Below are 26,373 nucleotides of genomic sequence, written 5' to 3' on the forward strand. Positions count from 1 at the left end.
GCCAAATCATTCATGAAAGAAGTTATTATCAGTGATAATATTATTATTTTTGCAAAAAAAATAACTCATGCATCAAGTCGCTTTATTGTTCTCAACCCGTGGAAGTCAGGAATTAGCACTCAAAATAGCCGAGCATTACGGAGAGGAATTAGGTAAATTAAAAATTATTAATTTCAGTGATGGTGAATTCCAGCCTGCATTTGAACAATCAGTAAGAGGATCGAGAGTATTCCTCATCGGCTCTACTTTTCAGCCAACTGATAATTTGATGGAACTTTTATTGATGATTGATGCAGCAAAAAGAGCTTCAGCAGATAAAATCACTGCGGTTATTCCTTATTATGGTTACGCAAGGCAAGATCGTAAAGATGCACCTCGCGTGCCTATCGGAGCAAAATTAGTTGCGGAAATGTTGGCAGCTGCAGGGGCTACTCGCGTGATGACAATGGATTTGCATGCAGACCAGATTCAAGGTTTTTTTGATATTCCTGTGGATCATTTATATGCATCGACCATTTTTGTGGATTACATAAAAGGATTAAATCTTGATAATTTGACAATTGCATCTCCAGATATGGGTGGTGCGAAAAGAGCAAATAATTATTCAAAATACCTAAATGCCGATATTGTTATTTGTCATAAAGAACGCAAAAAAGCGAACCAAGTAGAAAACATGATGTTGATTGGTGATGTGGAGGGTAAAAACGTAATTCTTCTTGATGATATGATTGATACGGCAGGAACTTTAGCAAAAGCTGCAGAGTTAATAATGGAAAAAGGAGCCGCAAGCGTAAGAGCAATCGCAACTCATCCAGTCTTATCAGGCGAAGCTTATGAGCGACTTGAAAACTCTCCATTGGTGGAAATTGCTGTGACTGATAGTATTCCATTAAAAAATAATTCATATTCTAAAATAAAAGTACTATCTTGCGCGCCACTTTTCGCTGATGTTATGCACATGGTACATGACAGAAAATCAATCAGTTCGAAATTTATTATTTAATTTATTATAAACATTTTTTATGAAATCTATTACAATTCAAGGTGTAAAAAGAGAAAACGTGGGTAAAGCTGCAACGCGTACCTTACGTAATGCTGACCAAGTACCTTGTGTTGTTTATGGCGGAAACGAGCCTTTGCATTTCTCAGCTGATGAGAAAAGTTTCAAAGACTTGGTTTACACACCAGACGCAAACACAGTAAATTTGGAATTGGCAGACGGAACAAAAATTCATGCAATTTTGCAAGACATCCAGTTTCATCCCGTAACAGACAAAATCATCCATGCTGATTTCTATCAGTTACATGATGACAAACCGGTTGCGATTGAAGTTCCAGTTCGTTTGACAGGACGTGCGCGTGGTGTTGTAAGTGGTGGTGTGATGAGATTCAACATGCGTAAATTGAAAGTAAGAGCAATTCCTGCTAACTTACCTGACGAAATCGTTATCGACATTACTTCAATGCGTATCGGTCACAAAAAATACGTAGAAACCATCCGTAACAACGATTATACAATCTTGCACCCGGACAATGCAGTTATCGTAGCCATCCGTACTTCTAGAACGGCTGTTGCAGATGCTGACGATGATGACGAAGATGAAGCGGCTTCAGAAGAAGCTCCTGCTGCTGAAGCATCTGGAGAAGAATAAAATTCAAAAAATAGAATTATCATAAGACCTTCGAATTTTCGGAGGTCTTTTTTATTACGTTAAATCATAAATAGATTTACCTCAGTGTTAATTCAATTTTATTAAAACATTACATTGTTCCAAATGATTTTCTCTAAAGTTTTATGATGGGTAATTTTGTCAAAAAATTAAAAGGTGGAATGGTAAATTTCATTAAAACAACAATTTAAAAAATTATCTAAATGAAAAAAATTTATACTCTTTTATTAGCAGTTTCAGCTTCTGTAGCTGTGAATGCACAGGCAACCATCATCACAGAATGGAACTTTAATGACCAGACAACCAATCCATCTGTAGGAGAGGGAACACTTACACTCATAGGAGGTATTATGCCTTGGGACAATCCTGGAGATGATATTCCTGCAGGTTATTCATCAGGTTGTAATCCCGTTACTTTGCTGTTAGAAGATGGTACGGGAACAGGAAATTGGGCATATAATTCTACTGCCTATCCGGCTCAGGGAACAAATCCTGATACGGCTGGATTTCTTTTCCATACATCTACTGAAGGAGCGGTTGATGAGGTAAGCTTCATTTTCAACTTGCGCAGATCGGGTACTGCATCTACTTATTTCTCAGTATTCTCTTCACTCGATGGTACAAATTGGGACTTAATTGCGACAGAAAGTAATATGACTACCGATTTTGCAGCTTATGGAGGTCCTTATTTGGTTCCGAATGGTACAAATGCTCCTCAACTTTACATCAAAGTAGTCTCTTCTTTTGCGCCAGGAACTAATCAGTACGGTGCAACCGGAAATTATGGAGAAGGTGGAACTATCCGTTTGGACAACGTAAGAGTTTTTACCGGTACATTGTTAGCAACAGAAGAAATTTCGACACAACCAATCGTAGCAAATACTGTTTGGTACAATGAAGCAATTTTCAATGCGCAAGGGAAAACGGCAATCGAAGTTTATGACATTTCAGGTCAGAAAGTGAAATCATTTTCAGGAAACGAAACATTTAAAGTAAATGTTGGGGATTTGGTTAAAGGTGTTTACGTTGTGAAAATCATTACGGCAAACAAAATCATTACTCAAAAAGTAATCAAGAAATAAAGAATTCATATTACTGAATTAAAATGTCCGTTAGTCGTTTGAAAGAATGATTGACGGATTTTTATTTTATGAAATTTTCCAAAACTTCCTTCCAACCATTCCATTCTCCATTGAAATTGGAATTGTGAAAAAGTGTAATCATCTGCCCATTCACTTTCTGAATTTCACTTTTCAATCGAAATAATTCTGCTAAAGCTTGTTCAGGATTGAGTTTCATATAATTTCTGAGCGTGACATCCATCGCACAAAAAGAGTGAACTTTGAGGTTAGTTTTTATTTCATCTCTTAAATCATACCAATAAAACGGAGTACAAGTGCCGGCACGAAATCCCGTTTCATCTGCATAAGCCATAGTATAATCTTCTTCAATTCCTTTTTGGATGAGGTTTTGGTAAGTTTCTGGTAAATCTAATTTGATGAAATGCTGACGTGATTTGGTTATTTTTTGTCCTGAAATTTTCTCTAAACGCCGGATTTCAGTTTTCAATTTTTCCAAATTAGAATTCGAAGCATAAGACGGATGAATGCCAATTTCAGCCCATTTGGAAATTTCTTTAATTTTATTTTGAAAAAATGAATTATCGAACGGATTGTTTTTGTCAAATTTTCCATAATTCGCCATCAGCCAAAAGAAAATCATCCTGAATTTAGATTGTAATTTCTTGTCATTATGAGTTTGTCGAAGAATCTTAAAGACTTCAAACGTATCATAATCATCAACTTCTTTACCCGAAATTACATTTTTTCTTTTCTTGAATTCCCGCCAATCCAATTTGATTAAGTCCTTCAGAAACGTACCGTAAGTTCTTTTGAATCCTTTGTTTTTGTATTTCCAAACCTGGTCAACATCACACGTGAGAACCATTTCGAATTCTCTTTTTTTGAATTCCAATTCAGAATATTTAAATTTAAATTTTTCTTGAAATTTCAAAATCCATTCATCTACAAAAGGCGTTTTGTAAACTTTTCCTTTCCCTGAAATGCGTCCGTGAATGTCTTTTTCCTGCGGTAAATATTCTTCGTATCGACTCAACGAAAAAAATAATTTCCCGATTTCGTTTAATTCTTTAAATTTAACATTACCTGAAATTCCATTTTCAAACATAAATCCATCTGAAATCAAATGAATTTCATCCGAAATTTTCTCTTTCGAATAATTAATTTTTGGAAAATCGGATGCTTCAAAAAACTGAAGATTTGTGGTCAATTCAAAATCAACTCCTGAAAATTCATTCCATACAAAATCAAAAATGTATTGAATTCGAGAAGTAATTTTGGGTGTATAAATCAGGATTTTCTGCATTATTTCAATTAAGTACTTACTTCTTTTTACATAATACTTTATACAATTTTAAAGCATTCCTTCATTGGCAAAGCTAAAATAAGACTTTTGCGTCACAATCAAGTGGTCAAAAACTTCGATATCCAAACTTAAGGCGGCTTCTTTGATTTTTCGGGTTAGATTGATGTCGGCTTGGCTCGGATTTAAATTTCCGGAAGGGTGATTATGTGCGAGAATCATGCTGGTTGCCATTTCTTCCAAAGCGATTTTCATGATGATGCGCAAATCGACTGAAGTTTGGTTGATACCGCCTTTGCTGATTTGTTCTTTTCTCACCACAAAATTTCCTTGATTTAGGTACAAAACCCAGAATTCTTCTACATTCGCATCGCCAATCAAACTTTGTAAAAGCACAAATGCATCTTGGCTGGAATCGATTTTAGGTTTTTCGAGTAATCCTTGTGCGGCGCGTCTTCTTCCGATTTCAAGAGCGGTCATGATGCTGATAGCTTTTACTTCGCCAACACCTTTGAATTTCCGTAAATCTTTGACAGATAATCTCGACAAATTGTTCCAATTATTTTCTACAGAAGCTAGAATTCTCTTGGCCAAATCAACGGCAGATTCGTCGCGAGAGCCACTTCCCATGATAATCGCGAGCAATTCAGAATCGGAAAGTGCGCGTTGTCCTTTGAGCAATAATTTTTCACGAGGCCGGTCGTCTTCTGCCCAGTTTTTGATGGGATTCGGTTGATAGTTCATAATGATTAGGTTTAAAGTTAATTAAAAATGAAAACAACTATACAATTAATTCTTTAAAAAATCCGAAGGATTGTAATGGAATTTCATAAAACCAATTCAAGCCTGAAAGGGTGAAATCATTATACCGAAACTTCTTTTTGAATTTGTTTCTTCCACAGGAAATAAGCGTTAATTGCCAAAATGGTAAAAATCAAATATTGAAATGCCGTGATTCCGTATCCTTTCTCCAAAAACAATCCAATCGCTATGAAATCACCTACAATCCAAAAAATCCAGTTTTCGATTTTTCGGCGTGCCATGAGCCACATTCCGACAAGGAAAATTGCAGTCAACAACGCATCGATGTAATCAATATTGGTATAATGAAATCCAACATCCTTCAAATGTGATAAATCAAATCCATTTTGAATGACGGGACGGTAATAATAAATTGTCATCACAACCAAAATGCTGAACACAAATAGTATTGAACCGATTCCGTATTCTTTTTTATTCATTCGTAAAACAGGAACGTGAACATGGTCTGCTTCTACGGCTTTCTGCCAGAGAATCCAGCCGTAAACGCTCATGATGGTGTAGTAAACGTTGATGAGCATATCGCCATACAATCCCCAATTAAACAATAAATAAATGAAAATGGCAGTAGAAATAATTCCGGTCGGATACACCCAAATATTTCGTTTCATCGAAAAATAAACGCTCGCAATTCCCAGAATGACAGCAAAACTTTCCAAGGCAATTTGCCAGGGTTCATAGGTTTTATAAGGTTCAATTAAATAATTGATGAATTCGTTCATGCTATAAAATAAAAAGCCCGGTGATGAACCGAGCTGTTATGCATTTCATTTTTAATTAATCTCTTGACATGAAAATTCGTAAGATGTACCAAAAAAGCAACATCAATGAAGCAAACAAAGATAGTGCTGCAGGCACATATTGATCAGTTCCGAATTCATTTTTGATTTGATGTGTAGAATATAAAATGCTTCCAGAGGCCAAAATTACCATGCCTACAGAAAACCACAATCCTAAGTTAAATCCAAACATAATCCCGGCAATCATCAACCCTAAAGCGATGAAAAATCCAACCGTTAACCCTGTTCGCAAAAAAGAAAAATCGGTTCTGGTTAGCATTACCGCAGCAGTCAAACCTAAAAACATTCCGCCGGTAATTACTGCTGCCTGCATGATCATTTGAGGTCCGCCGCTGTAATACATCGCAATGTGAAGCATTGGAACGAATATCACTGCCTGCGCCAAAATGTATAAGAAGTAACCACCATACTGCATGGCTTTGCTGGTGTTTTTATACGCCATGTTTTGTGCAAGCCATGTTACGCCCATAAATCCTCCCAATAAAATCAACCATGAGTAGCCCTGCAGCGCCAATAAAGCATTTACCAAAGGTTCAATTCTCAATAAAAATGTTTCCAAAATGATGAAAACCAATACTGCAAGTGCAACGTGCGTGTAAGTTTTCCTGTAAAATGCCGCTTTTTCTATTTCTGTAGCATTAGCTACCAAATTTGGATTGTATTCCATTTTTTGATTTTTTGTTAAAGATAAAAATTATTCATAATCCAGCACCCACACCAGAAAGTAATCTTCCACTTTAGTGTAATGCGCAAAATATTTACGGCTTTGTGTTTCGTCAGAAATCCAGCATTTGATGGTTGCTTTCTCTACCAATTCAAATGGTTCTACACGGTAATGATGAAGGAAATTCCAGATGTTACCACCGTTTAATTTATACAACCCTTCTTTGATTCCCCAGATGACATGGAGATATTCCGATTCATTTTCTTTCGGGATCCAAATTGCTTCATCCTGTTCACGGATGAATTTTTCCTTGATGTTAAAAATCTTAGAAGGACGATTTTTCTCAATGTCAATTCCGATGTTAAATTCACTCAAACCCACACAAACCATATTGTACGAATGCGTGATCGAGATCTGATTGGTTGCCGGCAGATAAGGTTTTCCTTTCGAATCGTAATAAATTTCCAAATCCAGGTTCAAAACTTTCAGACAAGCACGAAGTCCTAAATATTCTTTTGCTTGTTTCGGTGTCAACGTCAAATATTTCATGATTCTATAAGGACTCAATTGAAGAAAATCCAATAATTCTTCATCCGATTCTTCCGTTTTCCAACAGATGATTCGGGTAAAATTATCTTTATGTAATGAATCAATTAATGGCATCCTTATTTTGAAAAAATAGTTTGTAACTTTGCACCTTCGAATTAGAAATTAATTCCTAAACTTATTTAATAAAAATTATTTATGAGTACACAAGTTGAATATATTCCTTACAAAGTTAAAGATATTTCTTTAGCAGAATGGGGAAGAAAAGAAATTACATTAGCAGAAGCTGAAATGCCGGGTTTGATGGCAATTCGTGAAGAATTTGGACCATCTCAGCCATTGAAAGGCGCAAGAATTGCAGGGTGTCTTCACATGACCATCCAAACGGCCGTTTTGATTGAAACTTTAGTTGCTTTAGGAGCTGAAGTTACGTGGTCCTCTTGCAATATTTTTTCAACGCAAGACCATGCTGCTGCTGCGATTGCTGCTGCCGGTATCCAGGTTTATGCATGGAAAGGTCTTGATGAAGAGTCTTTCGACTGGTGCATCGAACAAACATTATTCTTCGGTGAAGACAGAAAACCATTGAACATGATTTTGGACGACGGTGGAGATTTGACGAACATGGTTTTTGATAAATTCCCTGAGTTTACAAAAGACATCAAAGGTCTTTCTGAAGAAACCACAACCGGAGTTCACAGATTATACGAAAGAATGAAAAACGGAACTTTGGTAATGCCTGCAATCAACGTAAACGATTCGGTTACCAAATCTAAATTCGATAACAAATACGGATGTAAAGAATCTGCAGTAGATGCCGTTAGAAGAGCAACTGACATAATGTTGGCCGGAAAAAGAGTTGTAGTTTGCGGATACGGAGACGTAGGTAAAGGTACTGCTGCATCTTTCAGAGGAGCTGGTTCTATCGTGACGGTTACTGAAATCGACCCGATTTGTGCCCTTCAGGCTGCAATGGACGGTTACGAAGTAAAAAGATTAGATACTGTGGTTGATAATGCAGACATTGTAATCACAACTACAGGTAACTTCAACATCGTTAGAAAAGAACATTTCTTAAAATTAAAAGACAAAGCAATCGTTTGTAACATTGGTCACTTCGACAACGAAATTGATATGGCTTGGTTAAACGAAAACTACGGTCACACAAAATCTGAAGTAAAACCTCAAGTAGATATCTATACTTTGGAAGGAGGAAAAGAAGTTATCATTTTGGCAGAAGGTCGTTTGGTAAACTTGGGTTGTGCAACTGGCCACCCATCTTTTGTGATGTCTAACTCTTTCTCAAACCAGACTTTAGCTCAAATCGAACTTTGGACTAATTCTGAAGCTTACGGAAACGAAGTTTATATGTTGCCTAAACATCTAGATGAAAAAGTTGCCGCCTTGCATCTTAAAAAATTAAGCGTAGAGTTAGAAGTTCTTTCAACTGAACAAGCCGATTATATCGGAGTTCCTGTAGAAGGGCCATTCAAACCGGAATATTACAGATATTAATGGAACTTTAAATTCACATACCACCTGTCAGTTTTCCAAAACCTGACAGGTTTTTTATTTCCAGATACCATCAGCAATTCTCAAAACTAAACATTAGACTTTGGGCGCCATCTAGCGCTGCTCCGGGGTTCCGTATGCCGCCCTAAACAATGACACCGCACAGGCGGCACACCAAGCCCTCCATATCGCGGGTGCGGGCAAACCTCCAAAACCTTCTCCAAAACAACCAAAAATTTTACAACAACGGTTTTCTGGATTTTAAAAACCAATAACCATCAACCACTTTGCCACCTGCACCGAAATAATTACTTTTGCACTCATGCCCAAACAAGTTACCATTCGGATTTCGCCACAAGATTTCGCCAATGAAAATTTACTCAAAAAACATTTGGCAAATTCCCTCAACCTCAAAACCAAACAGATCAATGCATACCAGATTCTCCGTCATTCATTAGACGCCAGAAGCCGAAATATCGTTCTCCAACTGCAAATCAATGTTTTCGTCGACGAACCTTTCGAAGATGCTTTTGCATTCGATGCGCCTTTGCAAGATGTCTCCAATGCAAAGCCTGTTTTGATTGCCGGAGCAGGACCTGCCGGACTTTTTGCTGCATTGCGCCTAATCGAAGCCGGACTCAAACCTGTCATCATCGAGCGCGGAAAAGATGTGCGCGAACGCCGTCGTGACCTCGCTGCCATGAACAAAGAAGGCACAGTCAATTCCGAATCCAATTATTGTTATGGTGAAGGAGGCGCCGGAACTTATTCCGATGGGAAATTGTACACCCGTTCCACGAAAAGAGGAAACGTCCTCAAAAGTTTGCAATGGTTTCATCATTTTGGAGCGACAGAAAGGATTTTGCAGGAAGCACATCCGCACATCGGAACTAATAAATTACCGGGAATTATCGCCAAAATGCGTGAAGCCATCCAAAAATGTGGCGGTGAAGTTCATTTCAACTCAAAAGTTACCGATTTCATCATCGAAGGAAATCAATTGAAAGGTGTTAGAATCAACGATGAATTCAATTTGAATTCCGAGGCGTTGATTCTCGCAACGGGACATTCCGCACGCGACATTTTTCATTTATTAAATAATAAAAACATTCTTATCGAAAGCAAACCTTTTGCAATCGGTGTACGCATTGAGCATCCGCAAAAGCTTATTGACAGCATACAATACCATTGCTCCCCAGATGAAGACCGCAACGAATTACTCCCGGCAGCCGCTTATTCAGTGGTCAGTCAGGAAGCAGGGAGAGGTGTGTTTTCATTTTGTATGTGTCCGGGCGGAATCATCGCGCCGGCAAGCACTGACGAAGGAGAATTGGTCGTAAACGGATGGTCTCCATCAAAACGTGACGGTATTTATGCAAACTCTGGAATGGTTGTGACTGTTGATGAAAAAGATTTTTCAAGTTATGGATTCACAGGACCTTTGGCAGGAATGGAATTTCAGCAAATGATCGAACAAAAAGCATGGAATGCCGGCGGTGGGAAACTAGTAGCACCAGCACAGCGAATGACTGATTTCGTAAAGGGAGTCGTTTCACAATCTTTGCCCGATTGTTCTTATCTTCCCGGAACCAATTCAGCGCAGTTGAATTCAGTTTTACCCATTGAGGTTTATGCTTCCATGCGTAAAGGATTTCAATCTTTCGGACAGAAAATGAAAGGTTATTACACCGAAGAAGCAATCGTTTTGGCGACAGAAAGTCGAACTTCCTCTCCAGTCAGAATTCCGAGAAATAACGACAATCTACAACATACGCAAATCAAAGGTTTATTTCCGTGCGGAGAAGGCGCGGGCTATGCTGGTGGCATCATTTCTGCTGCGATGGATGGTGAAAAAGTAGCAGCGGCAGTTGCTATGTCCCTTCAATCATAGAAAGCCTGATAGATTTTAAAAACCTGTCAGATCTGGAATTTTATTTAACAGTAAAAACCAAGTGCTCGTACTGTCCGCCCATCAGATTTTTAGTTTTGATGATTTTAAAGCCGATTCGTTCGTATAATTTTTTAGCAGAGGGATTTTCTACATCTACCAATAATCCGACTTTATAAAATCCTTTTTCTTTAGCATGAATTATCATTGCTTCAATCAGTTTCCTGCCGATTCCTTTTCCCTGATGATTCATCGAAACGCTGACGGTATCGATATAAAATTCTCCTGCTTCAGTTTCATCTTCCGGAATTTGTTCAAATCTAAATTTTTCCAACAAATGATCTAAAAAAGGTGTGCGTAATTCATTCAATTTATTTCCGTCATAACCTGTAATCGAACCAATGATTTCTCCGTTTTCTTCAAAAACCAGAGTATTTTCATAACTGTACTGATTTCCTTTTTGCTGAAAGAAATACTCAAAAACAGGAATGGATTTTTCCAAATCCGAACTTTGCGTGAATTTCATCGCCAGATCTTCCATTGCTTGTACAATCAATGGTGCAACTTGTATATAATCAGATTTTTGAGCGGGACGGATTAGCATTTTATTTTTTGTAGTAAATGGGTTTTCTGCTGGTATGTATGATTCTTAAAATTTGGATTTCATCCATTTTTACACGAAATGAAATTCTGTAAGAATCGACAAATAATACATGATAAGTTCAATTTGATTTCCATTACAAAGATTTTCTTCTTTCTGAAAGCAAACTTTCTATGTCATTTTTGAAATAAACTGACCGGAATAGATTGCTTTTTCAGCTTCGTTAATCTCCAAATTGTGTTCTTTCAAAAATTCAGAATTAATTGAATTTTCATCGATTTCATCAATCGTTTTGAATTTAAAATTCAGACTTTCCATAAAAGCAAGCAATACTTTTTTTCCTGTTCATTTTGTATGTCGATAAGAATATGCATGAAGTAAAGTTAATATTTTAATTTAAAATCTAAATCCAATACCTAAATTAAATCTTAAATTGAAGAAATTATCTGAAGTCAATTTCATCCTTGCTGAATTATTGGTCAAAGTAATTTCGGTATCGCCATTTGGCAATTCAAAATCGCTCAATTCTTCTCTCAATTGTTCCATTTCGGCATCTGAAAGATTATAATCGGAAACAGAATTGAAATCAATTTTCACGTTTGAAAAATAAGGCCCTAGCGAAGTGTCAATCGTGAAATGTTTTCCAATTGTGAACTGCGTTCCAATGTTCAAACCGTACCCAAAACCTTTGTATTTTCCTTCGAAATCAATTAAATATTGGTCTTCAAATGTTGTGAAATTATAATTTGAGCTAAAATCATAATTATCAAATCTCAAAAAAGGACCTAGGTAAAAACCCTTACCATAACCTTGCCCCAGGTAAAATCTAACTTCAGGAGTGATGGCATTTCCACTGAATTCAAAGTCGCGGAAAAATCTTTCACCTGTACTTTCCAGATTGTCAATTCCGCTTGAGTCTTCGATGAGGTCAATGACCTTGTCTTCAAAAACCATCCCGCGTTTCGGAGTGAATTTATATCCTAAAGAAATGGACATAAAATTGACAGGGAAAAACTCATATTGAAATGATAGGGTTCCTACAAACAGAGAAGGAACATTTAATTTGATGATGTGTCGGGAAGGCGATTCAGTTTGAATGGAATCATAAACTAAAGTTGGATCATCAAGAATTGTATCTTCTTGAGCATTTGCAAATTGTGTAAACACCAACAGTGTCATAACACAAAATAATTTTACAATGTTTTTCATGTCTGATAGAAAGTTTAGTTAACATAAGTAGAAGTTTTAGCTGGTGAGTGTGTGGAAGGCTTCTTCCAGATTTTTATATTGTCCTTTGAACTCTTCGATAGGGCTGTCAGAGACGATTTTTCCTTTGTTGAGTAAAATTACTCTGGAACAAAGTGCCTCAACTTCCTGCATGATGTGTGTGGAAAGAATTACGGTTTTTTCTTTTCCGATTTCGCGGATAACCTCGCGAATTTCCAAAATCTGATTTGGGTCAAGCCCGTTTGTAGGTTCATCTAAGATTAGAATTTCAGGGTTTGAAAGAATGGCTTGTGCAAGACCAACGCGCTGTTTGTAACCTTTGGAAAGCTGTCCGATTTTTTTGTGGCTTTCGGGCGTTAACCCCACCTTTTTGATGACTTCTTCGATGCGTTCTTTCTTTTCATTGCGAATGTTTCCTACAAATTTTAAATATTCGCGGATGTACATTTCGTAATAAAGCGGATTGTTTTCAGGTAAAAATCCGATTAATTTTTTAGTTTGAATGGGTTGGTTGAGAACTGAAAATTCATTGACTTTTATTTCCCCGCCGTCAGGAATGATGGCTCCTGTGACACTTTTCATCAATGTTGATTTTCCGGCGCCGTTTGGACCTAAAAGTCCGACTACTTCACCACTTTTTATAGAAAATGAAATCGAATCCAATGCCTTTTGGTTGCCGTAGTTTTTGGATAATGATGAAATGACGATGCCCATTTTGTTTATTTATCTAACAAAAGTAAGGATTAAGTTTTTATTTTTTGAATTGGATTCCGAATGTAAATGTTTTATCGGGCTTATGTGAGATTTGATATTAAGAGAAGAAACCGTGAGGTTTCGGTAATTATCTTTTATGACAAAAAAAATTAGATAACGGAATTCTGTGAGGGATATGCAGGGCTTGGTGTGCCGCCTACTACGTTTTGATTTTTGTGGCGGCATACGGAACCCCGGAGTAGCCCGACCCCGTTGCACGGGAATTGTGAATTTATAATCTGATTGAATTGCAACGGGGGCACAGCCTGATTAGATGCTTCGACAAGCTCAGCATGACATACTGATATTTTGACAGTTGTATTTAATTGGCATTTATTTTGTACTTTTGCAGACTGAATTTTAAAGATTCGTTATTTGAAATTATGGGGCTGACCGGTTTTGACAGCAAGGTCAATAGACGGAGTAAGCATGTCGTGGAATGTCGCGTACCCACGTTAATCAGACGCTTCAACTTTATAACTGGCAACAACAATTACGCTTTAGCTGCCTAATTGATCGAATTATAGTAGATCTTGGCGTTTCTGTACTAGGTATGGAAGCTAAATGTCTCTCAAATGCCTTTCCTTACGGCGTTTGATTAAGAGGCACAGCAATGTGGGGATAGACAAGATGGTGTTTCGGAGTCTTGTCGAAATTTAAGAAACTAAGCTGCAGATAGGGTGTTTGTTCTCGGTCTGTAGTCGAAAACCAAAAACAAAATAAGCATGTAGAAAGCACGTAGGTTGCTTGTTTGGACGCGGGTTCGAATCCCGCCAGCTCCACTTTGCGGGATAGATAATTTTTTTCATTCTTTGTCCCGCTTTTATTTTCGTATAATTTATTGTTAATCAGGTATATATTTTTAACAACATCATTGATTCTTGCAGTTCGATTTATAATTATTTCTCCGTAGGACGCATGGCGGGTGTACCTTCATTTTTCTTGGCAAAATCATAAGTTTTAGTTCTTAATTCTTTGTTGGCTGTAGCTGCGTCAGAATAAAGCTGATCTATATTAGAGGTTTTTTGTAGAACTTCTCTATTTGGTAAATTTTTAAGTATATCATCACTAAGTTTAGAATTACTTTGTCTTTTTACTCTACGTTCCAACACATCGTCTATCCATTTATTCAGTTTTGGAAGTTTTGTACTTAATTTCCCTACTCCTTTTACAATAGTTATTACAGATAATACAATATCTATGGCAATGATGGTATCTTCTCCGACATTGTGGGCTATAACATAGCGGGAAAGCGAAGAATTGTAAAAGAAAAAACCGTTTCATACATCGAAACGGTTTTTTTATAAAACTCAGTTCTATACTATTTTTCTTTATAATCATACAATCTGCCTACTACCTCATATTTTCCTTGTTCATTTAGTTTTATACGGATATGCCCTGTATAATAATGATAAGCAAACGCCTCGCCTTTTTCATCATCTATTGATATGATAATTCCGGACCTCTCAGGTTCACAAACCTGAAAAGTGTGCTTTTAATTTTGTTTTCCATTTGGATAAATTGGTTTTTATGATTAATAATTTATACATACAAAGCATGACGCTATAATATATTATAGCATTTACTTTATTGAAATAAAAAAGGGGTGTTATTTCTATAAAAGAAATAGTTTTAGAAGTGTTGTCATAGGTTAAGTTTTAGGTTGAAAATCATTTTGACTAAAATAGTCAATGTTTTTAATTAACAAGATAAATTTAAAATTATTTTTTAGATGACTAATTAATTAGATGCAGATAATTTGGAAAGGGTTGGTTAAAGAAATTAATCAAATTTCAAAATATAATAAACTCCGCCTAACAAATGTTTCTGGAAATCAAGCTCATCATAAGACTCCGGCGTATGCCCCAATCCTGTGTAAAACATTCTGCTGTTTTCATCTTCACGGTACCAGGCAATCGGATGGATTTTTCCCATTTCTCCACCTTTGTAGCTTGATTCATCAAGCAGCATTAGGATTCTGATTTCAGGATTGATATTTTTGAAATTGTACCATTCGTCTTCGTGCAGCCATTGATCTTTCAAATGTTTGGTAGAAATATGCGTTCGATCTATCACATCGATTTTCGCTTGTTGATTGTCAGGATGACTTTTGAAATATCCACCGACCAATTCTCCGTACCATTCCCAATCGTGTTCTGTATCAGTTGCTGAATGTATACCCATAAATCCTTTTCCTGAATTGTAAAATTCTTCAAAAGCTTGTTCCTGTTCTTTGTTTAAAATATCGCCGGTTGTGTTGAGGAAAATTACGCCGTCAAATTTTCGGAGAGAATCAGGCGTGAAATACTCGCTGTTTTCAGTATGGGTAAATTGAATACGGTTTGATTTTAAAATTTGAGATAAAGTTTCAACTCCTTTTTCGATGCTTTTGTGACGAAATCCTGCTGTTTTGGTAAAAATCAAAACAGTTTTACTCTGAGCATTTATAGTTTGAAATACACAGAAAATTAAAACCAAACAAACGAAATTTTTCATGTGAGTTGAATTTTTTATAAAAATAAATAATTACCTGATATATTAAAATTTAAAAATTATAGCTCTCAATTCAGGAATGGAACAAACGAAATTGATTAAAAATCTGAAACAAAAAAATGTAAATATCATTCAATCAGATTCAAAAGAAAAATTTTATCCTGAAAAAAGACGATTCCAATATGTAGGAATTGATACCATACATCAATAGATTTGAAATCTAATCTTCTGAAATTTGTATAGAATTAATTTATTATGAATCAGCAATTTCAGAATTACATCAATAATTTCAAGGAAAGAGAAACAAGGATGCCGGCAATGTTCGTCGGACATGGTTCTCCGATGAACGGAATTCGCGACAATGAATTTACGCAAGGCTGGGTCAATGCTGCACAGTCGATGGATTTGCCGAGTGCAGTTTTGGTGATTTCAGCGCATTGGCTGACCAATGGAACGCAAGTTACGGCAATGGATTTCCCAAAAACGATTCATGATTTCGGTGGATTTCCACAAGAATTGTTTGATGTACAATATCCGGCGTCGGGAAGTTCTGAATTAGCGGAATTGATTCAAAAAGATATTTATAAAACTGAAGTTGGATTGGACCACGAATGGGGATTGGACCATGGTGCATGGACGGTTGTGCGGCACATGTTTCCAGATGCGGACATTCCTGTTTTGCAGCTGAGTATTGATTATTTCAAGCCGGCTCAGTACCATTATGATTTGGCGCAGCAACTGGCAAATTTGAGAAAAAAGGGAGTTTTGATCATCGGAAGCGGGAACATGATTCACAATCTGAAAATGATTGACTGGCAGAATATTGACAATAATATCGGTTATGATTGGGCAGAAGAATTGAATAAAAAATTTGTCCAAATCATTGAAAATAAAGAACATTCAAAACTTTTCAATATTTCTGAATTAGGCGAAGCGGCTAAACTTGCGATTCCAACTCCAGACCACTATTTTCCGCTATTGTATTCATTGGGCTTACAAAATTCCAAAGAAGAGGTTGAGATTTTCAATAACCATTGTGTGGCAGGTTCTTTGTCGATGACTTCTGTGAAAATCGGATAAATTATTTACGAAATATTTTAAACTTCTAACTTCTATAAATTACCTTTGCCAAACTTTTGGAAGCAAAAACAATTCACGACGTCCTGAAAAGATACGAGTCATCTGATTTCGTACAGGAGTCCATTGCAAAAATTCAAAAAAATCATTCGCAAAAAATCCACGGAAAAGGTCAGGTTGGCTCTTCACTTTCTTTTTTTACGTCACAGTTGATGAAACAATCGGGCAATCCTGTTTTGTTGATTTTAGATGACAAAGAAGAAGCGGTCTATGTATTAAATGAGTTAGAATCTATTTTTTCTAAAGAAGATATTCTTTTCCTGCCTGATTCATACCGCAGACCGTATGATGTCGAGCAAACCAATAATGCTAACGTCGTTTTGCGAACAGAAGTTTTGAATACACTGAATGGTGCCAAAAAGCCGAGAATTGTAGTTGCTTATGCCGAGGGTTTGTTTGAAAAAGTAGTTACCAGAAAAGTTTTAAGCAAAAATACACTCAAAGTTTCTGTCGATGAAAAACTCGATATTGATTTCTTGAATGAATTGCTTTTTTCGTATGAATTTCATCGTGTAGATTTCGTTTCAGAACCGGGAGAATTTTCTGTTCGTGGTGGAATTGTGGACGTTTTTTCTTATTCAGACGAGCGTCCGTACAGGATTTCGCTTTTTGGTGACGAGGTGGAAAGCATCCGCGCATTTGATATTGAAACCCAATTATCGGTTGAAAAAGTAAAGGAATTTACGATTGTTCCAAATCTGGAAAATAAATTTTCTACCGAAAATCGTGAAAGTTTTCTCCAATATATTTCTGATAAAACGATTGTGGTAGCGAAAAATATCGCTGTAATCAAATCTTCTTTGCACAGAAATTTTAAATTGGCGCAAGATATTTTTGAAGATTTAAAAGGAGAATTGAAACGTGCAACGCCTAATGAACTTTTTTTGGATTCAAATGAATTCATCAAAGATTTAGAAAAATTTTCGGTTGTTGAATTTTCATTAAATCCTTATTTCCAAGCAAATTCAATTCAAATTAACCAAAATCCTCAGCCTTCATTCAACAAACAATTTGATTTGTTGTTGGATGAATTTAATCAAAAAACAACGGAAGGTTACACGAATTATCTGTTTTGTTCAGGCGAAAAACAAGTTCAAAGATTTAATGATATTTTTGAAGATATCGGGAAAGATGTAAAATTTGTTCCGGTGATTGGCTCTATTCATCAGGGTTTTATCGATGACGATTTGAAAATCACTTGTTTTACCGACCATCAGATTTTTGAACGTTACCATAAATTTAATTTAAGAAATTCATTCGCCAAAAAAGAAGCAATTACGTTGAAAGAATTGACTTCGCTTCAAGTTGGCGATTACGTAACGCACATAGACCATGGAGTAGGGAAATTTGCGGGATTGATGAAAATTGACGTGCAAGGTCAGAAACAAGAAGCGATCAAATTGATTTATCAAAACAATGATATTCTGTACGTCAGTATTCATTCTTTACATAAAATTGCAAAATTTACAGGCAAAGACGGCGCGGAACCAAAAGTGAATAAATTGGGTTCGCCGGCTTGGAGAAATTTAAAAAATAAAACCAAAGCGAAAGTCAAAGAAATTGCTTTTGATTTGATTAAATTATATGCAAAACGCCGTACACAGAAAGGATTTGCGTTTACACCTGATAGTTATTTGCAGAACGAATTGGAGGCTTCTTTCATGTACGAAGACACGCCGGACCAATTAAAAGCGACAAATGACGTAAAAGCCGACATGGAAAGTGACCGCTCGATGGATCGACTGGTTTGCGGTGATGTAGGATTTGGGAAAACGGAAGTCGCTATCAGAGCCGCATTCAAAGCTGCAACGGACGGGAAGCAAGTGGCCATTTTGGTTCCAACCACAATTTTGGCATTTCAGCATTTCAAGACTTTTTCTGAAAGATTAAAGGAAATGCCGGTTACAATTGCATATTTAAATCGTTTTAAATCAGCAAAACAGAAAAAAGAAATTCTTGAAAAATTAGCCGAGGGAAAAATTGACATCATCATAGGAACACATCAATTGGTCAACAAAGAAGTGAAGTACAAAGACTTGGGATTGTTGATTGTCGATGAAGAACATAAATTTGGGGTAGGTGTAAAGGACAAATTGAAAACGCTTCGTTCCAATATTGATACTTTGACATTGACTGCGACACCGATTCCGAGAACTTTGCAGTTTTCGTTGATGGCTGCAAGAGATTTGTCCATCATCAAAACACCACCACCAAACAGACAGCCGATAGAGACGAGTTTAATTGGATTTAATGAAGAGCAAATTCGTGATGCGGTTTTTTATGAATTACAGCGAGGCGGGCAAATATTTTTCATTCATAACCGAATTGAAACCCTGAAGGAAATTGCAGGAATGATTCAACGTTTGGTTCCTGATGCGAAAATCGCAACAGGGCACGGACAGATGAAAGGAGATGATTTGGAGAAGGTCATTTTGGATTTTATGGAAGGAAAATATGATGTTTTGGTTTCTACAACGATTGTCGAAAATGGGTTAGATGTTCCCAATGCAAATACAATTTTAATCGGTGATGCGCAGAATTTCGGATTGGCAGATTTACATCAAATGCGCGGGCGGGTAGGTCGAAGCAACCGCAAAGCTTTCTGTTATTTGATTGCGCCACCAGTAGCTGCACTCACAAATGAAGCAAGAAAACGTTTGCAGGCAATCGAGCAGTTTTCAGATTTGGGTTCAGGATTTAACATTGCGATGAAAGATTTGGAGATTCGCGGTGCAGGAAATCTTTTGGGCGGTGAACAGTCCGGATTTATATCTGAAATCGGATTTGATACCTATCAGAAAATTTTGAATGAAGCGATCGAAGAATTAAAAGAAACAGACTTCAAAGATTTGTTTGAAGAGCAAAATGCAGATAAGAAAATTTATGTTTCAGATATTCAGATCGATACGGATTTGCAAATATTAATTCCCGATGATTATGTGAACAATGTAGAAGAACGTTTGGCGCTTTACAATGAATTGTCTTCTATAGAAAATGAGGTAGAATTAGCGGTATTTGAATCAAAATTAATTGATCGTTTTGGAGAATATCCGAAAGAAGTTTCCAATTTGTTGCAAAGCATTCGTCTGAAATGGATGGCACGAGATTTAGGATTTGAAAGAATCATTCTCAAAAAAGGGGTTATGCTTGCCTATTTCATCAGTAAACCACAATCGGAATATTTCCAATCGGCAACTTTCCAAAATTTAATTTCAACATTACATCAAAATCCAAGATTGGCAACTTTCAAAGAAAAAGAAGCCAAATCAAAAGAGGAAAATGCAACTTTAATGTTGCGATTTGAAGAAGTGAAGACGGTTCAGAAAGCTTTGGAGAAGTTAGATTTTTTTGTCAATAAACAATAAACATTATTTTTGAGAAAAATTGACCTTATGAAAAAACTATTTTTATGCTTTTTATTTATTCTTTCTTCTTTTGGGTTTGCGCAATGTCCTGAAGGAAGTGTGTTTTTATTATGCCAAGAGGATATAGATCAGTTTATCATCGATTACCCTGAGTGTACAGAAATATTAGGTGACTTAAATTTACAATCTACTCCTAATCCTAGTGGAGAATCGCCTATAATAAATTTACAAGGTCTACAAAATATCGAAAAGGTGAATGGTTCTTTATCAATCTGGTGGTGCTATCATTTGCAGAGCCTAGAAGGTTTAAATAACTTAAAAAATGTAAACGGATATTTTTTGATTAGCCAAACAGGCATTATATCAGTAGATAATGTTTTTAGTGTTTTAAATTCTGTAGGTGGTTCATTTAGGTTTCATTCCAATGAAAGTTTAATATTTATTGATGACTTTGATAATTTATTGTTTGTTGGAGATAATATGCGTTTTCACCAGAATTATAATTTGTCTAGTATAGATGGATTTGAAAATTTAGAAAGTATAGGAGGAGGAATAAATATTTCAGATGATAGATTGAAAAACATTTCAGGATTTCAAAATTTGTCATATTTAGGTGGTGATTTTCAATTTTCTCATAATATATTTTCATTTGAACCTATTTCTATATCTCCATTTGATCGTTTGACAGAGATTAATGGAAATCTTAGAATTATCCAAACAACTATTGAAAATTTGAATTGGCTAAATAACTTAAATTCTATAAGAGGAGAGGTTTTAATCAATAGTAATTCATCTTTTGTTGAAGCGTCAGAAATGACAAATTTGACTTCAATAAATGGTAGTTTAAGATTAATGGATAATAACATAAGCTCTTTAGATGGATTTGAAAATGTAGAACCATCTGATATTAGCTTTCTGACGTTAAATCATAATTTAAATTTATCAGACTGCAGTAAACCTAACATTTGCCAATATTTAATAAATGGAGGAGAATATTTAATTGAAAACAACGCCTCAGGCTGTAATTCAGCGGAAGAAATTTTGATGAATTGCAATATGAGTGTTGCTGATGAAGATTTGAGTGAGAAATTAACCGTTTACCCTAACCCTGCTAAAGACAAATTATTTATTAATTCTAAAGATTTAATTATTCAAGAATTAGGATTGTATTCGACCGAGGGAAAATTAATTCAAGCATTTAAATCAAATAATAATATTTTAGATGTTTCAAAATATCCTTCAGGTAATTATATTTTAATTGTAAAAACAGGCAAGGGACAATTGTCTAAGAAAATTTTAATTTCTAAATAATAAAAAAACCTCAAAGTCTTTAAATTCTTTGAGGCTTTATTTAAAAAATTGAACTTTCTTATTGCGCTTCAAACCTTACCGGAATGCGGTAAACTTCATTTTGTGCGAGAAGCGATTTCGCGTCCGAATGTGAAAATTTTTCAATTGCTGATTTTGCTGCATCTGCCAATTCTGCATCAGATTTGCCCAAAATCCTTACGTTCTGTAAGTCGCTGTTTGCATTCGTTGTAAAACGCACATACACAGTCCCTTCATGAGAATTGTTCAATGCATGTTCAGGATATTCAGCATAATCAGAAATCAAATCTGCAATCAGATGGTCTTTACAAGATTTTTGTTTTTCTTGTGCTACAGTATTACACTTTTCGATTTTGTTTTGTGCAAATGAAATCCCTGAAATGCACACAATGAATATAGTTAAAATGCTGTTTTTCATAATATTAAAATTTGAAATGATTAATTATTTACTTTATCGTGATGTAAAATTAACATTAAGTTTACATTGAAACAATAGTGAAATGAAAACTTAACATTGGAAATGCAATTCTTAACATTGGAAAATAAAGGTTTGAGGTTCAGAGTTCAATGTTTCAGATCCTTAATTTTAGTTTACAATAAATTAACATTAAACCAAAAACTTGAAACTTGAAACAAAATATTGTGTAACAATTCTATCTTTTTTGTCGTCTTTTAAATAGAAACATTTGGAGAATTAAATTTTTATTCTACATTTGTAGAGTTAATTCTAGGAATATAGAAATGAGTTTGTCAAAAAAGGAAGAAGAATTGATGGAGATTATCTGGAAGGAGGAAAAGCCTTTTATGAAAGACATCATCGAAAATTATCCTGAACCCAAGCCTGCGACTACGACTTTAGCGACTTTGCTCAAAAGGATGCAGGACAAAGGTTTTGTGGATTTTGAACTTTTCGGGAATTCAAGAAGGTATTTTGCGCTGGTCAGAAAAGAAGATTATTTCTCAGGGCAGATGAATGGAATCATCAAAAATTTCTTCAACAATTCGGCATTGCAGTTTGCTTCTTTTTTCACTTCTTCGGCAAATCTGTCGGACAAGGAATTAGAAGATTTGAAAAAAATAGTGGATAAAGAACTTAAAAAAAGACAAGATGATTGAACTGATTTTTAAAACCTTAGCCTGTTCCGGATTGTTTATCGCATTTTATTTGTTGATTTTACAACGTGAAAAAATGTTTGCTTTCAACCGCTTTTATTTGATTGCAACTTTGCTGCTTTCGTTTGCGATTCCTTTTATGGAATTTGGAATGAACCAAATGGAAAATGTTCCTGTTGTTGCGGAAGTAATTCCGGTCGAAATCGCCAAAAATGATATAAATATAGCTGAACTGGTTGCTCAGAAAAATGTAGAAAAACAAACAATTTCAACTGCAGGTAGTTCTCAATCAACATTCAATTGGTGGATTTTAGTTCCGTTGATTTATCTGGTTCTGACTTTGGTGATGTTGCTTCGATTTATTTCTAATTTGTTGAATTTATTTGTAATGACACGAATGAATGATAGGATTCAGAAACAAGGATTTACAATAGTTTCAGTTAAAACTGATATTTCGACTTTTAGTTTTTTCAATTATTTATTTGTTCCAAAAAATGAAATTCATTCTGAAAGGATCCAACCTGAAATTTTCCGTCACGAATTGGCACACATGAAACAAAAACACAGTTTTGATGTGCTCTTGATTGAATTCCTGAAAATATTTTTCTGGTTCAATCCATTCCTTTATATGTATAAAAAATCAATTCAAACCAATCACGAATTCCTTGCGGATGCTGAAGTGTTGAATCAAAATCTCGATACCGTTCATTATCAGCGGCTTTTGTTAGAGAAGGTTTCTGCAAAATCACAAACCGCCTTGGCAAGCCCGTTTAATTATTTAGTAACCAAAAAAAGATTTATTATGATGACAAAAAAGACTTCTAGAATGAAAACCATAGCGTTAAAATTATTCAGCATTCCGCTATTGGTCATAACTATGCTCGTATTCAGCGAGAAAGTTTCCGCTCAGGTTCAACCCGGAAAAGGTGTCTCAAAAGAAATGTTCCGCGAATACAAAAAACAAGTTCGTAAAGCAACGGTAAAAGTTAAAAATGCAGACGGAACCAAAACGGAAAAAATTCAAACTGAAAACCTTGACACAGAATTGCTTGCCAATATTTATAACCAAATGAGTGACGAGCAGAAATTGAAAGTAAAACCGCTTCCACAGAACAAAAGCTTTAATTTGAATCTTGGAGACTTAGGTGTTCATTTAGGTAATTTGGGTGTAGAGCTCGGTGATATGGGTGTTGACTTGGGTAACATAAATGTTGACTTAGGTGACCTTGGTGTAGAATTGGGCAATTTGGGCGTTGATTTAGGGGATATGTTTTCTTCTCCGGAATTCTTGGACTTAATTGCCGGTATTAATATTGATTCGGAAGAAATTCAGAAATATGCGGATTCACCTGAAATGCAGAAAAAAATAAAAGAAATTGAAAAGAAAGCAGCCGAAATTGAAAAATATTATGATTCTCCTGAATTTAACAAAAAAATTAAGGATATCGAAGACAGAGCCGCAGAAATAGAGAAATACTATGACTCGCCGGAATTCAAGAAAAAAATAGAAGATATCGAGCGCAAAGCTGCTGAAATAGAAAAATACTACGATTCTCCTGAGTTTCAAAACAAAATCAAAGAAATAGAAAGAAAGGCAGAAGAAATGGGTAAAGAGGCTGAGAAAAAAGCTGCAGAAGCGGAAAGAAAAGCTAAAAAAGCCTAAAGAAAATAAATAGCAAAGACGCAATACATCATGTCTTTGTACAGTTTCTCAATAATTTTTTGTTTCAAGATAAAGCCGGATTTTATAGTCCGGCTTTATTTATTTTTTAATCTTTTCCAGTTAAAATCAAACAAGAAGGAATGTCCGAAAGCCAAAGACTTTTTGATTCTACCAATTTTTTCCAGGTTTCCAGACTAACCAACATCAAATCATTTTTTTTCAAAAGTTCTTTATCGATAGTTTTATCATGAATCAAACTGATATGATTCGGTGCTGTATGCTCGATGGCACGGATCGATTCTTTGATTTCGGCATTGGTTTTTATCTGATTCGCAACATCTAATATTGTAATCTGAGACGAAGAATTATTGATGAATTTTTGTGCGAAATTCATCAGAAATACATCTTCTTTTGATAAAATAGGAATGAAAATTCTATCTAGTTTTTCTAATTCTTTATCGATTAAAACCCCAACCGGAACTTTAGATTTGCTTAGGATCAATTCAGTTCCTTCGTCAAAAGGCGAATTTTCAAATATGTTTTGCCTTCCCGTAACCTGACCGAGAATATTTTTTGGATTGATGATTTTTGTAGTAAATCCTAAAACTCTTCCGAGTAAACTTCCTTCAAAAATAGAATGCCCAACCCCGATTAGCAATAAATCATATTCTCCCTTGTTGGCAACTTCGACTATATCTCCGCCAATGTCATTTGAACCTTTGAACAAAGTGGTAATCTCCTGATCCAGATTATTGGATTCTTCAATAATTGGCTCAAAACTTTCTTTCTCATATTCATCCATGTTATAATGGTGCAAATCATCGGTGGGAGAGAGGTGCATCGCAGTTATGGAGGCGTTTCCATTCAAAGTACGAATCATCCCGTCAGCCAATTTCAACAAAGACCTTCCGCGTTCAGGATTGCCAAATGAAATGAGAATTTTGTATTTGCTAATTTCCGAAACTTCCTGCAAAGCATTTTCTGATTTTGATTTAAATGCCCAATTGATAAAATCCATTGCCGGTCCCGTCATGAAAGTCGTTACCAATGCCATGATGACCATCATCGCAAATATTTCAGGCGAAAGTACACCCAAATCGTAACCGATATTAAGCACGACGAGCTCCATCAATCCGCGCGTATTCATCAAGGCACCGATGGACAAACTGTCTTTCCAGTTTTGTCCGACAAATTTTGCTGCCAATGCGCTTCCTACGAATTTTCCGACTACAGCAACCACAATGATTAAACCTGTGATTTTCCAAAGTTCAATGTCATTTAACAAACCGATTTGTGTCCGTAACCCCGTGAAAACAAAGAATAGCGGAAGTAATAAAACCATCCCGACATCTTCCACTTTTTCGATGAATAAATTTCTGAATTTTGCGCTTTCAGGCATAATTGCTCCTGCCATAAATGCTCCAAACAATGCATGGATTCCGATTACTTCAGTTGCATAAGAGGAAAGAATTAATACAATAAAGAAAATGGCAACAATCGGTTTGCTTAAACTTCCTTTGGTCGAATGCAAATCACCGATTCGTTTCAAAAATGGACGAACGGCTTTGATCATAAAAATCACATAAATGACAGCCAATACAATGACATACAATGAACTAACGAATGAGCCTGCTTTGACAATGGCAATCACAGCTGCTAAAATACACCAGGCCGTGATGTCATCTGCTGCTGCACAAGTAATTACAATCGTTCCCAATCGGGAGCGTTGAATGCCACGTTCTTGTACAATCCGTGCGAGTACCGGAAATGCGGTAACGCTCATAGCAATTCCGATGAACAATCCGAAAGATGAGAATTCAATATTGTCCGGGGCAAATCTTTCAAAAAGAAAATAAGACATCCCCATCCCCAACGCAAATGGGAAAATGATACTTGCATGACTGATCACAACCGCATCATGCGCTTTGTTTCTCAGGATTTTCAAATCGAGTTCCATCCCTACGATGAACATGAATAAAATTAATCCTATCTGACTGAGGAATTGTAAATTACCCAAAGATTCCATTGGGAATAAAACCGCAGAAACATCTGGAAAATGCATTCCCAAAAATGAAGGCCCCAGCATGATACCCGCAATCATTTCTCCAATCACAGTGGGCTGTCCGATTTTATTACAAACCCATCCAAACAAGCGCGCCACTAAAATAATAGTCACAATCTGAGCCAATAACAAAGCCAGCGGATGTTGTAAATTATGTGCTAATGAATCGATAAATTGGTTCCAGGAATCCGGCTCCGTTTCAAAGAGTGCAATATTTCTTCCTTCATTGAACTTAGAACCTAAAACGATTATCCAATAAATCAAAGCCGAAAATCCTGCAATTGTACTTATATAGAAAATGAGATTTTTGAATTTTTTCATGTGTAAATTATTAGAATACCTCTATATG

Annotated in this window: 23 protein-coding genes and 1 other RNA gene; 11 read left to right on the forward strand and 13 right to left on the reverse strand. The window is 35.9% G+C overall.

Features of this window, described 5'->3' with window-relative positions; translation table 11 throughout:
• Positions 1-67: 67 nt before the first annotated feature.
• The 3 genes from B8977_RS01840 (at position 68) to B8977_RS01850 (ending at position 2,752) form a co-directional block, all read left to right on the forward strand.
• On the forward strand, positions 68-1,003 hold the full coding sequence (locus tag B8977_RS01840; RefSeq protein ID WP_084015685.1) for a ribose-phosphate pyrophosphokinase: 936 nt from the start codon (positions 68-70) through the stop codon (positions 1,001-1,003).
• Positions 1,004-1,022: 19 nt separating this feature from the next.
• Positions 1,023-1,652, forward strand: a complete 630-nt coding sequence (locus B8977_RS01845; RefSeq protein WP_084015687.1) for a 50S ribosomal protein L25/general stress protein Ctc — start codon at positions 1,023-1,025, stop codon at positions 1,650-1,652.
• A gap of 221 nt (positions 1,653-1,873) precedes the next feature.
• Positions 1,874-2,752, forward strand: a complete 879-nt coding sequence (locus B8977_RS01850; protein WP_084015689.1) for a T9SS type A sorting domain-containing protein — start codon at positions 1,874-1,876, stop codon at positions 2,750-2,752.
• A gap of 61 nt (positions 2,753-2,813) precedes the next feature.
• Here B8977_RS01850 and B8977_RS01855 read toward each other — a convergent pair whose 3' ends face one another.
• From B8977_RS01855 to B8977_RS01875, 5 genes are all read right to left on the reverse strand, one after another.
• Positions 2,814-4,055, reverse strand: a complete 1,242-nt coding sequence (locus B8977_RS01855; protein WP_084015691.1) for a polysaccharide deacetylase family protein — start codon at positions 4,053-4,055, stop codon at positions 2,814-2,816.
• 48 nt (positions 4,056-4,103) lie between these two features.
• Positions 4,104-4,796, reverse strand: coding sequence for a RadC family protein (gene radC / locus B8977_RS01860; protein ID WP_084015693.1), 693 nt, complete (start codon positions 4,794-4,796; stop codon positions 4,104-4,106).
• 119 nt (positions 4,797-4,915) lie between these two features.
• Positions 4,916-5,593 (reverse strand): nicotinamide riboside transporter PnuC, encoded by a 678-nt coding sequence (pnuC, locus tag B8977_RS01865; protein WP_084015695.1) that lies wholly within the window; start codon positions 5,591-5,593, stop codon positions 4,916-4,918.
• A gap of 55 nt (positions 5,594-5,648) precedes the next feature.
• Complete coding sequence (locus B8977_RS01870) at positions 5,649-6,338, reverse strand: Bax inhibitor-1/YccA family protein (protein WP_084015697.1); 690 nt, start codon at positions 6,336-6,338, stop codon at positions 5,649-5,651.
• Positions 6,339-6,365: 27 nt separating this feature from the next.
• Positions 6,366-6,998 (reverse strand): 4'-phosphopantetheinyl transferase family protein, encoded by a 633-nt coding sequence (locus B8977_RS01875; protein WP_084015699.1) that lies wholly within the window; start codon positions 6,996-6,998, stop codon positions 6,366-6,368.
• Between the two features lie 81 nt (positions 6,999-7,079).
• On the opposite strand from B8977_RS01875, the gene ahcY reads away from it, so the two are divergent.
• Together ahcY and B8977_RS01885 are read left to right on the forward strand one after the other, a co-directional pair.
• Entirely contained in the window at positions 7,080-8,396 is a 1,317-nt protein-coding gene (gene ahcY, locus B8977_RS01880; protein ID WP_084015701.1) for an adenosylhomocysteinase, read from the forward strand.
• A gap of 319 nt (positions 8,397-8,715) precedes the next feature.
• Positions 8,716-10,284, forward strand: coding sequence for an NAD(P)/FAD-dependent oxidoreductase (locus B8977_RS01885; RefSeq protein WP_084015703.1), 1,569 nt, complete (start codon positions 8,716-8,718; stop codon positions 10,282-10,284).
• A gap of 40 nt (positions 10,285-10,324) precedes the next feature.
• Here B8977_RS01885 and B8977_RS01890 read toward each other — a convergent pair whose 3' ends face one another.
• From B8977_RS01890 to B8977_RS01900, 4 genes are all read right to left on the reverse strand, one after another.
• The gene (locus tag B8977_RS01890) at positions 10,325-10,885 is read right to left on the reverse strand and encodes a GNAT family N-acetyltransferase (RefSeq protein ID WP_084015705.1); all 561 of its coding nucleotides are present in this window, start codon (positions 10,883-10,885) and stop codon (positions 10,325-10,327) included.
• A gap of 168 nt (positions 10,886-11,053) precedes the next feature.
• Entirely contained in the window at positions 11,054-11,200 is a 147-nt protein-coding gene (locus tag B8977_RS15060; RefSeq protein WP_159447442.1) for a hypothetical protein, read from the reverse strand.
• 78 nt (positions 11,201-11,278) lie between these two features.
• A complete protein-coding gene (locus B8977_RS01895; protein ID WP_084015707.1) occupies positions 11,279-12,091 on the reverse strand; it encodes a DUF3575 domain-containing protein in 813 nt (270 codons plus the stop codon).
• Positions 12,092-12,127: 36 nt separating this feature from the next.
• On the reverse strand, positions 12,128-12,823 hold the full coding sequence (locus B8977_RS01900) for an ATP-binding cassette domain-containing protein (RefSeq protein WP_084015708.1): 696 nt from the start codon (positions 12,821-12,823) through the stop codon (positions 12,128-12,130).
• A gap of 424 nt (positions 12,824-13,247) precedes the next feature.
• On the opposite strand from B8977_RS01900, the gene ssrA reads away from it, so the two are divergent.
• Positions 13,248-13,647: a transfer-messenger RNA gene (gene ssrA / locus B8977_RS01905) on the forward strand.
• 114 nt (positions 13,648-13,761) lie between these two features.
• Here ssrA and B8977_RS01910 read toward each other — a convergent pair.
• The gene (locus B8977_RS01910) at positions 13,762-13,971 is read right to left on the reverse strand and encodes a hypothetical protein (RefSeq protein WP_084015710.1); all 210 of its coding nucleotides are present in this window, start codon (positions 13,969-13,971) and stop codon (positions 13,762-13,764) included.
• A gap of 673 nt (positions 13,972-14,644) precedes the next feature.
• A complete protein-coding gene (locus tag B8977_RS01915; RefSeq protein ID WP_084015712.1) occupies positions 14,645-15,358 on the reverse strand; it encodes a ThuA domain-containing protein in 714 nt (237 codons plus the stop codon).
• A 252-nt stretch (positions 15,359-15,610) separates the two neighbouring features.
• On the opposite strand from B8977_RS01915, the gene ygiD reads away from it, so the two are divergent.
• Genes ygiD through B8977_RS01930 form a run of 3 tightly spaced genes read left to right on the forward strand, consistent with a single transcriptional unit; the run spans position 15,611 to position 21,168 of the window.
• Positions 15,611-16,435 (forward strand): 4,5-DOPA-extradiol-dioxygenase, encoded by an 825-nt coding sequence (ygiD, locus tag B8977_RS01920; protein ID WP_084015714.1) that lies wholly within the window; start codon positions 15,611-15,613, stop codon positions 16,433-16,435.
• A 56-nt stretch (positions 16,436-16,491) separates the two neighbouring features.
• Positions 16,492-19,857, forward strand: coding sequence for a transcription-repair coupling factor (mfd, locus tag B8977_RS01925; RefSeq protein ID WP_084015716.1), 3,366 nt, complete (start codon positions 16,492-16,494; stop codon positions 19,855-19,857).
• Positions 19,858-19,884: 27 nt separating this feature from the next.
• Positions 19,885-21,168 carry a T9SS type A sorting domain-containing protein gene (locus B8977_RS01930; RefSeq protein WP_084015718.1) on the forward strand — a complete coding sequence of 428 codons (1,284 nt, stop codon included), beginning with the start codon at positions 19,885-19,887 and terminating at the stop codon, positions 21,166-21,168.
• Between the two features lie 58 nt (positions 21,169-21,226).
• Here B8977_RS01930 and B8977_RS01935 read toward each other — a convergent pair whose 3' ends face one another.
• On the reverse strand, positions 21,227-21,604 hold the full coding sequence (locus B8977_RS01935) for an energy transducer TonB (protein ID WP_084015720.1): 378 nt from the start codon (positions 21,602-21,604) through the stop codon (positions 21,227-21,229).
• A gap of 323 nt (positions 21,605-21,927) precedes the next feature.
• Between B8977_RS01935 and B8977_RS01940 the strand changes: the two genes are divergently transcribed.
• The gene (locus B8977_RS01940) at positions 21,928-22,302 is read left to right on the forward strand and encodes a BlaI/MecI/CopY family transcriptional regulator (protein WP_084015722.1); all 375 of its coding nucleotides are present in this window, start codon (positions 21,928-21,930) and stop codon (positions 22,300-22,302) included.
• Positions 22,295-23,962: a M56 family metallopeptidase gene (locus B8977_RS01945; protein ID WP_084015723.1), complete on the forward strand. Its 1,668-nt coding sequence runs from the start codon at positions 22,295-22,297 to the stop codon at positions 23,960-23,962. Before B8977_RS01940 ends, B8977_RS01945 begins: the two co-directional genes overlap by 8 nt.
• A 106-nt stretch (positions 23,963-24,068) precedes the next feature.
• Here the strand turns inward: B8977_RS01945 and B8977_RS01950 are convergent, their stop codons facing one another.
• A complete protein-coding gene (locus tag B8977_RS01950) occupies positions 24,069-26,345 on the reverse strand; it encodes a cation:proton antiporter domain-containing protein (protein ID WP_084015725.1) in 2,277 nt (758 codons plus the stop codon).
• Positions 26,346-26,373: the final 28 nt, after the last annotated feature.

The organism is Moheibacter sediminis (assembly GCF_900176425.1).
Taxonomy (GTDB): domain Bacteria; phylum Bacteroidota; class Bacteroidia; order Flavobacteriales; family Weeksellaceae; genus Moheibacter; species Moheibacter sediminis.